Source organism: Phenylobacterium sp. (assembly GCF_036821595.1).
In the GTDB taxonomy this organism is placed as follows: Bacteria; Pseudomonadota; Alphaproteobacteria; order Caulobacterales; family Caulobacteraceae; genus Phenylobacterium.
The window spans coordinates 1-12,294 of the sequence record NZ_DAISJG010000062.1; the positions used below are offsets into that span (position 1 = coordinate 1).

Genomic DNA, 12,294 nt, shown 5'->3' on the forward strand with positions numbered 1-12,294 from the left:
GAGGCCAGGTCATCACCTCCAGCCAGTACGGCGACACCCTCACCGGCGGCGCGGGCGACGACACCCTGAACGCGGGCCAGGGACCCGACCAGCTGACCGGCGCCGGCGGGGCCGACCGCTTCGTCTTCGCCAATGCGCCGTGGAACCCCGGCCGGATCACCGACTTCACGCCGGGGACCGACGTGATCGACCTCAGGGCCATCTTCGACCAGACCGCCTATGCCGGGACCGATCCGGTGGGCGACCGCTGGGTGATCCTCGAGGCGGTGGACGGCGGCACGCGGGTGCTGGTCGACCTCGACGGACCCAACCAGAACGGCGACTGGCCGGTGACCATCACCACCCTGAACGGCGTCACTCCGGCCTCGCTCGGGGCCGGCGACTGGATCGTCCAGTAGGGTCAGCCGGCGCGATAGACCCGGGGCCGCATGGGCCTGACGCGCACCGTCAGCCCGGGGGCGACCCCGGTCGGCATGGTGGGCCCGTGGGCCTCCAACTCGAAGACCCGGCCCTCGACGGCGCACGCGATGCGCACGTCGGGGCCGCGCTGGGCGACGGCGCGCACCTCGGCCGCCAGCCCGGCCCCGTCGGCCGGCGCAAAGGCCACCTCGTCGGGGCGGAAGAAGACCTCGACCGCGCCCTCGACCGCGCCCTTCGGCGCCCGGGTCTCCCAGTCGGCCACCAGCAGGCGGCCGCCATCGACACGGCCCGGCAGGCGGCAGGCCGCGCCCAGGAAGTCGTAGACGAAGGGCGTCGCCGGATCCTCGTAGACCTCGTCGGGCGTGCCGAGCTGGACGAGTTCCCCGTCCTTCAGGATCGCCACCCGGTCGGCGAGGTCGAGGGCCTCCTCCTGGTCGTGGGTGACGAAGACGGTGGTCACGCCGGTCCGCTCGTGCAGCTCGCGAAGCCAGCGGCGCAGCTCGCGGCGCACCTGGGCGTCCAGCGCCCCGAACGGCTCGTCCAGCAGCAGCATCCGCGGCTCGATGGCCAGCGCCCGGGCCAGCGCCACGCGCTGCCGCTGGCCGCCGGAGAGCTGGGCCGGATAGCGCTTGTCGAGTCCCTCGAGCTGCACGAGCGAGAGCAGGTCGCGCACGCGCTCGGCTGTCTCGGCCCTGCCAGGCCGCTCGCGCCTGGGCCGCACCGTCAGGCCGAACGCGATGTTCTGGGCCACCGTCATGTGGCGGAACAGGGCGTAGTGCTGGAAGACCATCCCCACGCGCCGCTTGCGCACCGGCAGGGCCAGGAAGTCGCCGCCCCCGAAGCTGACCTCGCCGGCGTCCGGCTGCTCCAGCCCCGCCAGCACGCGCAGCAGGGTCGTCTTGCCCGAGCCCGAGGGGCCGAGCAGCGCCAGGAATTCCTTGTCCCTGGCCTGCAGCGACACGCCCTTCAGCGCCGGGAAGCGGCCGAAGGACTTGGAGACCCCGCGGATCTCGAGCGACAGGGCGCTAGTGTCGGCGGCTGGCTGCGAGTTCACTGGAATACCGCCATTCGAGAAGGGTCTTGAGGACCAGGGTGACGAGCCCGAGGCTGGCCAGGAGGCTGGCGGCCGCGAAGGCGCCGACGAAGTCGTAGTCATTGTAGAGAACCTCGACGTGCAGCGGCAGGGTCGTGGTCTGGCCGCGGATGTGGCCCGAGACCACCGAGACCGCGCCGAACTCCCCCATCGCCCGCGCATTGCAGAGCAGGACGCCATAGAGCAGCGCCCACTTGATGTTGGGCAGGGTGATCCGGAAGAAGGTGGTGAAGCCGCCGGCCCCCAGCGTCAGCGCCGCCGCCTCCTCGTCCGAGCCCTGGTCCTGCATCAGCGGGATCAGCTCGCGCGCCACGAACGGCAGGGTGACCAGCACCGTCGCCAGCACCAGGCCGGAGGTGGCGAAGATGATCTTCACGTCGTGCGCCACCAGCCAGGCGCCGAACCAGCCCTGGGCGCCGAACAGCAGCACCCAGACCAGGCCCGAGACCACCGGCGAGATCGAGAACGGCAGGTCGATGAGGGTGAGCAGGACGCTCTTTCCCCGGAACTCGAACTTGGTCACCGCCCAGGCCGCCGCCACGCCGAACACGGCGTTCAGCGGCACCGAGATCGCCGCCACCGTCAGGGTCAGCCGGATTGCAGCCAGGGCGTCCGGCTCGCGCACGGCCGCCAGGTAAGCGCCCACGCCCTTCGAGAAGGCGTCGTGGAAGACGGTGTAGAGCGGCAGCAGCACCAGCACGCCCATCACCGCCACCGAGGCGGCCACGAACAGCGGGGCCAGGCCCGGCAGGCGGAGGCTTCCGTTGGCCTTGCTCATCGCCGCCCCCGCCCGGCCAGGAAGATCTGAGCGGCATTGATCGCCACCAGCGCCCCGAACGAGATCGCCACCATGGCCAGGCCCACGGCCGCGGCGCCGGCGTAGTCGTACTGCTCCAGCTTGATGACGATCAGCAGCGGCGCGATCTCGGTCTTCAGCGGCATGTTGCCGGCGATGAACACCACCGAGCCGTACTCGCCCACGGCCCGGGCGAAGGCCAGGCTGACGCCGCTGATCATCGCCGGCGCCACGGCCGGCAGGACCACATGGACCATGCGCTGCAGATCGCTGGCGCCGAGCGTCTGGGCCGCCTCCTCCACCTCCCGGTCGAGGTCCTGCAGCACCGGCTGGATGGCGCGGACCACGAACGGCAGGCCGATGAAGACCAGGGCGATGAAGATCCCCACGGGCGAATAGGCGGTCTTGATCCCCAGCTTCGCGAACTGGGCGCCGAGCGGGCCCGTGGGCGCATAGATGGCGGTCAGCGCGATGCCGGCCACCGCCGTCGGCAGGGCGAACGGCAGGTCCACCAGGGCGTCCAGCAGCCGGCGGCCCGGGAAGGCGTAGCGGGTGAGCGTCCAGGCAAGCAGCAGGCCCAGCGGCGCGTTCACCAGCGCCGCCAGGGCCGAGACGCCGAACGACAGCTTCAGCGCCGCCGCCACCCGGGGCTCGTTCAGGGCGTCCCAGACGCCGGAGACGCCCAGCTCCCACGGCTTCACCGCCAGCGCCGCGAGCGGCAGGACGACGATCGCGCCCAGGTAGGCGAGCGTGATGCCGAGCGCGAGCGGGAAGCCCGGCAGGATCGAGCGCTCGGCGAGCCTGGACAGCCGGAACCGCCCGAGGACCCTGTGGGGTCCCCGGTCCGGCCCGAGCACGCTCGGGATCGAGAGGGGCTCGGTCACGTCGGCTGGTAGATCTGGTCGAAGACGGCGCCGTCGGCGAAGTGGGCCGCGTGCGCCTTCGCCCAGCCGCCGAACGCCTGGTCGATGGTCACCAGCGGCAGCGTCTGGAAGCTCGCCGCATACTTGGCCTGGGCCGCGGCGTCCCGCGGACGGAAGTGGTGCTTGCCGATGATGTCCTGCGCCGCCGGCGTGTAGAGGAACTCCAGGTAGGCCTGCGCCGCGGCCCGCGTGCCGTGCTTGTCGACATTGGCGTCGACGAGCGCCACCGGCGGCTCGGCCAGGATCGAGCTCGACGGATAGACCACGTCGAAGTTCGGCCCGAACTCCTCGATGGTCAGCCGCGCCTCGTTCTCCCAGGAGAGCAGGACATCGCCGATGCCGCGCTGGGCGAAGGTGGTGGTGGAGCCCCGCGCGCCGGTGTCCAGCACCGGCACGTTCCTGAACAGCCCCGCGACATAGGCCCGTGCGGCCGGCTCTCCGCCGCCCTTCAGCCCGTGCGCCCACGCCGCCAAATAGGCCCAGCGGGCGCCGCCCGAGGTCTTCGGATTGGGGGTGATGATCCCGACGCCCGGCTTCACCAGGTCGGCCCAGTCGCGGATCGCCTTCGGATTGCCCTTCCGGACCAGGAAGACGATCGTCGAGGTGTAGGGCGCGGAGTTGTTCGGCAGCCGGCTCTGCCAGTCGGCCGGCAGGAGCTTGGCCCGCGTGGCGATCTCGTCGATGTCGCCGCCGAGCGCCAGGGTGACCACGTCGGCCTGCAGGCCGTCGATCACCGCCCGGGCCTGCTTGCCCGAGCCGCCGTGGCTCTGCTCGACCTCCACCTTCTGGCCGCCGTGCTTGCCGGCCCAGTCCGCGGCGAAGGCGGCGTTGATCTCCTTGTAGAGCTCACGAGTCGGATCGTAGCTGACGTTCAGGAGCCTGACGTTCCCTCCACCCGGGCTCCCGGCCGCGTCCCCCTTTGGCGAGCAGGCGGCGAGGCCTGCGGCGGCGGCGGATGCGATCAGCCCACGGCGTGAGAGCTGGGTGGAGGTCATGTCAGGTCCCCATGGCTAGAAGGAGTACTGCGTCCGGATCGACCAGATGTTCAGGTCCTGGCCCACCTGTGCGCCGGCCGGCGGCGTGAGCGCCCCGGCCCCGAAAGCCGTGCCGCCCGGCGACAGCCGGTCGACTTCGACGTGCTGGAAGTCGGCCATGAACTTGACGACCTGGTTCGGGTACCAGTTCAGGCCGAGGGTCACGATCTCCTGCTCGCCGCCGCGGATCGCCGAGGCGACCGGGCCCGTGAGGCCGTAGTTCAGGTCGAGGGTGGAGTAGCGGGCCGCCAGCTCCCAGACGCCCCAGGCGCCGGACTTCAGGTTGAACGGCTTGTCCACCTTCGGCGCGTCGAAGCCGCCGGTCCCCGGGTTGTAGCGGCGCGGCTGGCCGGTGAGCGTCCAGGCGCCCTGCACGTACCAGCCGGAGAAGTCCGGATCGGCCAGCGGGCTCGCGCGGCGCTCGACGTCGATCCAGAAGTGCTCGCCGGCGAGCATGAGGTTCCGGTACTGCCAGGCGCCTTCCAGGGCGAGCGCGGTCACGCCGTCGGCGTCGATGCTGCCGGTGTCCACCAGGCGGGTGGGGTCGACGCGGTTCTCGGGCCGCTCGCGCAGGCGCACGGGCTGGGCCGCGCCGAGGCCGGAGACATCCGGGCCCGTGGCCGCCGGATTGATGATGATGTTGGCGTTGGCGCCGAAGTGGGTCGTCCAGTTCTCGCCGTGCAGCGGGGAGAAGGTCACCCGGCCCACGAAGCCCAGGGCCTCGTCGTAGGTCTGGGTCCCGACGACGTTGCCGGTGACCGTGGCGTGCGCCGACCAGCGCTCGCCGCCGGTGATCGCCGCCAGGCCCACGCGGCCGTCGCCGCCGGCCAGGCCGCGGACCAGCTCGGCCACCGCCGGCCGCTCCAGGAACAGCGAGGACGGGTGCGGGGTGGCGTCTTCCAGGCTGGTGGTGGTGGCGAAGGCGCCGCCGCGCAGCCGCACCTTCTTCAGGCCGGTGTATTCGATGTAGGCGGCGTTGATCTTGCCGGCCTCTTCCGTGCCCGAGCCGCCGAAGTCGAGCAGCAGGTTGTAGTTCCAGTCGCCGAAGGCCTTGCCCTCGATGCCGAGGCGGGCCCGGCGGAAGTTGAAGCCGTCGGAGAGGTCGCGGGCGCGCTCCGCCTCGGCGGCGTCGCCGAACGAGCCGCGGCGGAAGTCCGACGCCAGCGGGCGGGCCTCGTCCTGGTCGTAGCGGGCGCCGTCGAGCTGGAAGACGCCGCGCAGGCTGGCCGTGAACTGGCCGTCGGCGCTGGTCACCGTCGGCCGGGCGTTGGCGAGCGTCGTCTTCGCGTTGCCCGACTGGTCCTTCACCGCCTTGGCGGTCGTGCCGACGTCGGCCTTCAGCCCGGCGATCTGGGCCTCCAGCTCCTGGTTGCGCCGCTCCAGGGCGTCCAGGCGCGCGGTCAGCGAGAGCGCCTGTTCCTGGCTGATGCCGCCGCCCTGGGTGGGCGCGGTGGACACGGCCTGGGCCAGGGCGGCCGGGGCGACGCTGCTGAGGAGCGCCGCGACAGCGGCCGCTCGGATCGTCCGGTTGGTCATCTTCATCCCCTGTCAGCAGCAGGGGTGAAGCTACCCCTGCTAATTCCTACTAGACGAGTAGGTATAAACTAGAGGTATGAAGAGTTTTTCTATCTCGGGCGATAAGTCGCGGTTTTTCTTCGCATTTTAGCTTATCTAGATAACGATGAGCGTCCAGGGCGCGGGGTCTCGTCCAATCGCGCCCGAAGCCTGGCGGCGATGGCGGCCGCGGCCTCCTGCGGCATGGGAAAGACCGAGCTCGCATTGATCTCGCACAGGACGTAGCCGTCCTGCCCGGCCGGATCGCGCGGGCCCAGCAGGAAGTCGGCGTCCCAGATCGCCGGCAGGTCCTGCGGCGCGAGATCCAGCAGCGCCGCCATCTGCGGCGTCCACTCGGTCTCCATCAGCCGGCGCAGGCGCTGGAAACGCGGATCCTCCGGCCCGGAATAGAGCCGCGGCGCGCCCGGCGTCCCCGGGGCGGCCAGCGCCCGCACCTGCTGCGCGCCGAACCCGGCCAGCCGGTCGCCCGCCATGTAGCAGCGGACCATCCCCTCGCCGATCCGGGACTGGAAGGCGTGGTCCACGAACCCGTCGCAGTCCGCCAGTTCCGCGCGCCGCGCGCCCATGAAGCCCGCCAGGGGCAGGGTCCGTACGACGTCGTCCTCCGCCGACTGGACCCGCACCTCGCCCGCGCCGAGGGCCTCGACCTTCCAGATCCCCTGGCCGCCGTTGCCGCGGTTCGGCTTCAGCACGCGCGGGCCCGCCGCCACGCTGGCCGGAAATCCCGCATCAAACGCCGCGGCGCTCCCGTACAGCCGCACGTCGCCGCCCCAGCCCATGGCGCGGGTGCGCCAGAGCACCGACTTCACGCCCATGCGGTCGACGACGTCGGGATGGGCGCTGACCAGCACGCCGGCCGCCGCCGCTTCCCGGAGCAGGGCGTCGAGCGCCGTGCGCCGGCGGCCGTCCTGCAGCGGGTTGACCCAGACGAGGGCGGCGTCGCTGGCCAGGAGTTGCGCCCGCGCCGCCTCTTCTTCCTCCTCGGCATAGGGACACGGCTCCGGCGCCAGGCCCGCCGCCGCCAGCGCCGCGGCGACGGCCTCGAACCGGCCGAAGCCCTCGGCCGGCCGCGCGCCGCGCCAGACCAGCGCGACCTTCGATCTCCTGGGGGATTGGGCGTCCATTGTCCCGGCTCCTTCCGCCCGCGCACGGGCATCGGAGCGGATGCTTGGACGTCGCCGTCTCACCGGGCGATCCGCGAGGGCCCGGTGGAACGACTATAGCCGCAGGACTACTCGGCCGCCAGAAGCGCACGCCCCGCGGTCAGCGAGGTCTTCGCCGCGAGCTCCGCCTTCGCCGCCTCGTATTCCGCGGCCAACCGGCCCACGAGCTCGGCGACCGGCGGCACGTCCTTCACCGCCCCGATCCCCTGGCCGCAGCCCCAGATGTCGCGCCACGCCTTGGCCTTCTGGTTGCCGCCGGAGCCGAAGTTCATCCGCGACGGGTCCGACTGCGGCAGGTCGTTGGGGTCGAGGCCCGCGGCGATGATCGACGGCTTCAGATAGTTGCCGTGCACGCCTGTGAAGAGGTTGGTGTAGACGATGTCGTCGCCGGCCGAGGCCACGATCATGTCCTTGTAGGCCTGGTCGGCGTTGGCCTCCTGCGTGGCGATGAAGGCCGAGCCGATGTAGGCCAGGTCCGCGCCCATGGCCTGGGCCCCGAGGATGGCGTGGCCGTTGGCGATCGAGCCCGACAGCGCCACCGGCCCGTCGAACCACTCGCGGATCTCCTGCACCAGGGCGAACGGCGAGAGCTGGCCCGCGTGGCCGCCGGCCCCGGCCGCCACCGCGATCAGGCCGTCGGCGCCCTTCTCGACCGCCTTCTGGGCGAAGCGGTTGTTGATGATGTCGTGCAGCACCACCCCGCCGTAGGAGTGGACCGCCGCGTTCACGTCCTCCCGCGCGCCCAGCGAGGTGATCACGATCGGCGCCTTCCACTTGGTCGACATCTCGAGGTCGTGCTCGAGGCGGTCGTTGGTCTTGTGGACGATGTGGTTCACCGCGAACGGCGCCGAGGGCGTGTCCGGGTGGTCCCGGTCCCAGGCGGCCAGCTCCTCGGTGATCCGGTGCAGCCACTCCTCCAGCAGCGACGCCGGCCGGGCGTTCAGCGCCGGGAAGGAGCCCACGATGCCGGCCTTGCACTGGGCGATCACCAAGTCCGGCCCGGAGATGATGAACAGCGGGGAGCCGATCACCGGCAGGCGCAGGCGGTCACGGAGCACGGGCGGCAGGGCCATGGGCGGGTCCTCGGGCGGTTGTTGATTTACAACGTAAGCAAAACTTCAGCGGTCCCGCAAGCCTCATGGCCTGCCGCGACGTCCGGCAAGTCAGATCTTGGGCGCGCGCGGCGGCGGGCGGACCTGCGGCCGGCGGACCGGCGGCTTCGGCTTGGTCTCCGCCTGATGGGTCCACTTCTCCAGCAGCTTGCCGGCCGTCTCACGGCCGCCGATTCCGAAGGCGAGCGCCGCGGCCACCGCCGCCGCGCCCAGCACCAGGCCGAAGGCGAGAATCACGATCTCGTCGGCGATGCCCATGAACTGCAGGCCCATGGCGGTGGCGAGCGCGATGGTCGCCCAGCGCACGATCGTCGAGGCGAAGCTGTCCGCCCCGTTGGTGGAGCGGTCGATCAGGTTGGCCAGGAAGTTCCCGATCAGGACGCCCACGGTGATGATCACCCCGCCGAACAGGACGTGGCCGGCCAGTTCCAGCACCTCGGTCAGCATCACCGCCACCGCGGCGAAGGCGAGCAGGCGGGCGGCCTCCACGGCGGAGAACAGCATGATCGCCACCAGGGCCAGCCGCGCCACCACCTTGGACGGCGTGACCCCGCCCGGCGGCGGCGGCTCGGCCATGTCCTTGGGATCGGCCGCCGAGGGGCCGCCGATGCCCAGCGCCTGCAGGCTGCGGTCGAAGCCGAAGGACGGCAGCACCTGTTCGATCAGGCCCGCCACCCAGCGGCCGATCAGGAAGGCGATGGCCAGGACGATGGCCGCCGCGATCAGCCTGGGCAGGGCGTCGAGCACGGTGGTCAGCACCGCCACCGCCGGCTCCGAGATCGCGCGGATGCCGAGCTGCTGCAGGGCCGCGATGGTCACCGGGATGATGATCAGCACATAGACGAGGGTGCCGAAGGTCCGCGCCAGGCCGGAGGCGCCGGTCAGCTTGGCCAGCCCCGCCCGCTCCAGCCAGCTGTCCACGTGGGCGACGTTCAGCGCCGCCTCCACGACCCGGCGGGCGAGCGTCGCCACCACCAGGCCGACGACGAAGATCACCACCGCCCCGATCAGGTTCGGCACGAAGGCCATGACCTCGATGAGCAGGCCGTTCAGCGGGGTGACGATCTCGGTAAGCCCGAGGACCGACAGCGCGCCCACCACGCCGATCAGCAGCACCAGCCAGTAGCCGAGCTGGCCGAGCTGGTAGCCGGTGGTCTCGCGCGGCGCCGCGCCCTCATTGTGCTTCTTCATCCCCGGCGCGCGGTCCACGATGCGGGCGACGCCCCACTGCACGCCCTTGGCGATGAAGTGGGAGACCACCAGGATGGCGATGGCCGCGGCGAGCGCCGGCCCCCAGTCCCAGGCCATGTCGCGGAAGTAGGTGTAGTCGACGGTCGGCATCGGTCCCCTCGAATCTCGCTTCAGGAGCTTAACCATTAGAGGCCGATTCCGGTTGCCCGCTGCCCCTGCGTGAGCTTGACGCCCCGCGGCCTTCCGGCCCATTTCGCCCCATGGCCGACACCAGCCTTCTCGCGAAAGACTTCCCGCCCGCCACCGAGGACGCCTGGCGCGCCCTCGTCACCAAGACGCTGGGCGAGGCGCCCTTCTCGTCGTTGGAGAGGGCCACCGCCGAGGGCCTGCCGATCGCGCCGCTCTATGCGGCCGCCGAGGCCCCCGCCGCCTTCCCGGCCCGGCCGGTCGACGCCGACCGCGCCTGGGATCTGCGCACGCTCACCGCCCATCCCGACGCCGGCCGCGCCAACGCCGAGATCCTCGCCGACCTGCAGGGCGGGGCCGCCTCGGCCGTGGTGCGGATCGATCCCACGGGTCGGACGGGCGTCGCCGTGGGTTCCGCCGACGGCCTCGCCCGGGTGCTGGAGGGCGTGATCCTCGAGCTGGCCCCCGTCGCCCTCGACGCGGGCTTCCTCGGCCCGAAGGGCGCCGACTGGCTGGGCGCCGTCGCCAAGGCCTCGCCCGGCGCGAAGCTGAACTTCCACCTCGATCCCGTGAGCGCCTTCGCCGAGGCCGGCGCGAGCCCGGGCCCCATCGAGAGCCACCTGGTCAGCGCCGCCACCGTCGGCGTGCGCCTGGCCGAGACCTATCCGCAGGCGCAGCTCTTCCTGGCCTCGGGCCGCGTGGTCCACGAGGCCGGCGGCGGCGAGGCCCAGGAGGTCGCCTTCGCCGCGGCCAGCGCCATCGCCTACGCCAGGGCCCTGGTCCGCGCCGGCATGCCCATGGCCGACGCCTTCGCGCGCATCACGCTCGGGCTCTCGGCCGACGCCGACTACTTCCTCTCCATCGCCAAGCTGCGCGCCGCCCGCGCGGTCTTCGCCCGCGTCGCCACCGCCTGCGACGCCGCGCCCGCCGCCCGCATCGAGGCCCGCACCTCGCGCCGGATGCTGGCCGCGCGCGACGCCTGGACCAACATGATCCGCCTGACCGCCGCGGGCTTCGGCGCAGCCGTCGGCGGCGCCGACGCCGTGGTGCTGGGCAATTTCACCGACGCCATGGGCCTGCCGACCGCCTTCGCCCGGCGCCAGAGCCGCAACACCCAGCTCGTCCTGATGGAGGAGGCCCACGTCGGCCGCGTCGCCGACCCGGCCGCCGGCTCCGGCTATGTCGAGGCGCTCACCGACGGCATCGCCCGCGCCGCCTGGGAGAAGCTGCAGGCCATCGAGGCCGCCGGCGGCGTTCTGGCGGCCCTGACCTCCGGCCTCGTGGCCCGCGACGTCGCCGCCGCCGTCGCCGCCCGGCCCGAGCCGAAGCTGGTCGGCGTCAACGCCTTCCCGCCGGACAAGGACACCCCCGTCGAGATCGAGCGCGCCAAGCCGAAGGCCGTCGAGGCCCCCTCCGCCGCCCTGCCCGGGCCGGACGGCAAGTGCGAGCCGCTCAAGCCCATCCGCCTCGCGGAGGCCTTCGAGAAATGACCAGCTTCCCCGACTTCGCCACCCTGCCCTTCGACTCCGACCTGGCCGCCCCCGCGCCGGCCGCCGGGGAGCCCTGGGCCACGCCGGAGGGCATCGCGGTCAGGCCGTCCTACGCCCCCGCCGACACCGCCGGCCTCGACACCCTGGCCGGCTATCCGGGCCTCGCGCCGTTCCTGCGCGGCCCCTACCCGACCATGTACCTGACCAATCCGTGGACCATCCGCCAGTACGCGGGCTTCTCCACGGCCGAGGACTCCAACGCCTTCTACCGCCGCAACCTCGCGGCCGGTCAGATGGGCCTGTCCATCGCCTTCGACCTGGCGACCCACCGGGGCTACGATTCGGACCATCCCCGCGTGAAGGGCGACGTCGGCATGGCGGGGGTCGCGATCGATAGCATCCTCGACATGCGGACGCTGTTCGACGGCATCCCGCTCGACAAGATGAGCGTCTCGATGACCATGAACGGCGCCGTCCTGCCGATCATGGCGCTCTACATCGTGGCCGGCGAGGAGCAGGGCGTGCCGCACGCCAAGCTCTCCGGCACGATCCAGAACGACATCCTCAAGGAGTTCCTGACCCGGAACACCTACATCTACCCGCCGGTCCCCTCGATGCGGATCGTCTCGGACATCTTCGGCTACACGAGCCGCGAGATGCCGAGGTTCAACTCGATCTCGATCAGCGGCTACCACATGCAGGAAGCCGGGGCGACGCTCGACCTGGAGCTCGCCTACACCCTGGCCGACGGGATCGAGTACGTCCGCGCCGGCGTCGCCGCCGGCCTGCCGGTGGACAGCTTCGCCCCGCGCCTGTCGTTCTTCTGGAACGCCGGCATGAACGCCTTCATGGAGATCGCCAAGCAGCGCGCCGCGCGCCTGCTCTGGGCCCGGCTCATGAAACAGGAGTTCGACCCGAAGGACGCCCGCTCCCTCTCCCTGCGCGCCCACACCCAGACCTCCGGCTGGTCGCTGGCCGCCCACGACGTGTTCAACAACGTCGCCCGCACCGCCATCGAGGCCATGGCCGCGGTCGGCGGCCAGACCCAGAGCCTGCACACCAACTCGCTGGACGAGGCCCTGGCCCTGCCCACCGACTTCTCCGCCCGCATCAGCCGCAACACCCAGCTCTTCCTGCAGCTCGAGAGCGGCCAGACCCGGGTCATCGACCCCTGGGGCGGCAGCTACTACGTGGAGCGCCTGACCGCCGACCTCGCCGCCCGCGCGCTCGAGCACATCGCCGAGGTCGAGGCCCTCGGCGGCATGGCCCGCGCCATCGAGGACGGCCTGCCCAAGCGCCGCATCGAGGAGG

10 protein-coding genes and 1 pseudogene are annotated in these 12,294 nt (G+C 72.0%); 3 read left to right on the forward strand and 8 right to left on the reverse strand.

The genetic code is table 11. The features are described from left to right. A pseudogene (locus V7Z97_RS17020) lies at positions 1-398 on the forward strand (family 16 glycosylhydrolase); the annotation flags it as partial. Between the two features lie 2 nt (positions 399-400). Here V7Z97_RS17020 and V7Z97_RS17025 read toward each other — a convergent pair. The 8 genes from V7Z97_RS17025 to V7Z97_RS17060 form a co-directional block, all read right to left on the reverse strand. Further along, on the reverse strand, positions 401-1,474 hold the full coding sequence (locus V7Z97_RS17025; RefSeq protein ID WP_442958044.1) for a sulfate/molybdate ABC transporter ATP-binding protein: 1,074 nt from the start codon (positions 1,472-1,474) through the stop codon (positions 401-403). Further along, entirely contained in the window at positions 1,446-2,291 is an 846-nt protein-coding gene (cysW, locus tag V7Z97_RS17030; RefSeq protein ID WP_334164631.1) for a sulfate ABC transporter permease subunit CysW, read from the reverse strand. The genes V7Z97_RS17025 and cysW overlap by 29 nt, the downstream gene beginning before the upstream one ends. Beyond that, positions 2,288-3,193: a sulfate ABC transporter permease subunit CysT gene (cysT, locus tag V7Z97_RS17035; protein ID WP_442958045.1), complete on the reverse strand. Its 906-nt coding sequence runs from the start codon at positions 3,191-3,193 to the stop codon at positions 2,288-2,290. The genes cysW and cysT overlap by 4 nt, the downstream gene beginning before the upstream one ends. Next, positions 3,190-4,227, reverse strand: a complete 1,038-nt coding sequence (locus tag V7Z97_RS17040) for a sulfate ABC transporter substrate-binding protein (RefSeq protein WP_334164632.1) — start codon at positions 4,225-4,227, stop codon at positions 3,190-3,192. The genes cysT and V7Z97_RS17040 overlap by 4 nt, the downstream gene beginning before the upstream one ends. Positions 4,228-4,242: 15 nt before the next feature. Beyond that, positions 4,243-5,802, reverse strand: a complete 1,560-nt coding sequence (locus V7Z97_RS17045) for an OprO/OprP family phosphate-selective porin (protein ID WP_334164633.1) — start codon at positions 5,800-5,802, stop codon at positions 4,243-4,245. A 131-nt stretch (positions 5,803-5,933) separates the two neighbouring features. Continuing rightward, on the reverse strand, positions 5,934-6,965 hold the full coding sequence (locus V7Z97_RS17050; protein WP_334164634.1) for a Cj0069 family protein: 1,032 nt from the start codon (positions 6,963-6,965) through the stop codon (positions 5,934-5,936). 107 nt (positions 6,966-7,072) lie between these two features. Continuing rightward, complete coding sequence (locus V7Z97_RS17055) at positions 7,073-8,077, reverse strand: NAD(P)H-dependent flavin oxidoreductase (RefSeq protein WP_334164635.1); 1,005 nt, start codon at positions 8,075-8,077, stop codon at positions 7,073-7,075. Positions 8,078-8,167: 90 nt separating this feature from the next. Continuing rightward, on the reverse strand, positions 8,168-9,457 hold the full coding sequence (locus V7Z97_RS17060) for a mechanosensitive ion channel (RefSeq protein ID WP_334164636.1): 1,290 nt from the start codon (positions 9,455-9,457) through the stop codon (positions 8,168-8,170). A 110-nt stretch (positions 9,458-9,567) separates the two neighbouring features. Between V7Z97_RS17060 and V7Z97_RS17065 the strand changes: the two genes are divergently transcribed. Both V7Z97_RS17065 and V7Z97_RS17070 read left to right on the forward strand, forming a co-directional pair. After that, positions 9,568-10,983, forward strand: coding sequence for a methylmalonyl-CoA mutase family protein (locus V7Z97_RS17065; RefSeq protein WP_334164637.1), 1,416 nt, complete (start codon positions 9,568-9,570; stop codon positions 10,981-10,983). Further along, on the forward strand, positions 10,980-12,294 hold a 1,315-nt coding region (locus tag V7Z97_RS17070), incomplete at its 3' end, for a methylmalonyl-CoA mutase family protein (RefSeq protein WP_334164638.1). The genes V7Z97_RS17065 and V7Z97_RS17070, both read left to right, overlap by 4 nt.

Bases quoted from the DNA above. Each gene is read 5' to 3' on its own strand.
- cysW (WP_334164631.1), bottom strand. From the start codon at position 2,291: ATGAGCAAGGCCAACGGAAGCCTCCGCCTGCCGGGCCTGGCCCCGCTG.
- V7Z97_RS17040 (WP_334164632.1), bottom strand. From the start codon at position 4,227: ATGACCTCCACCCAGCTCTCACGCCGTGGGCTGATCGCATCCGCCGCC.
- V7Z97_RS17045 (WP_334164633.1), bottom strand. From the start codon at position 5,802: ATGACCAACCGGACGATCCGAGCGGCCGCTGTCGCGGCGCTCCTCAGC.
- V7Z97_RS17050 (WP_334164634.1), bottom strand. From the start codon at position 6,965: ATGGACGCCCAATCCCCCAGGAGATCGAAGGTCGCGCTGGTCTGGCGC.
- V7Z97_RS17055 (WP_334164635.1), bottom strand. From the start codon at position 8,077: ATGGCCCTGCCGCCCGTGCTCCGTGACCGCCTGCGCCTGCCGGTGATC.
- V7Z97_RS17060 (WP_334164636.1), bottom strand. From the start codon at position 9,457: ATGCCGACCGTCGACTACACCTACTTCCGCGACATGGCCTGGGACTGG.
- V7Z97_RS17065 (WP_334164637.1), top strand. From the start codon at position 9,568: ATGGCCGACACCAGCCTTCTCGCGAAAGACTTCCCGCCCGCCACCGAG.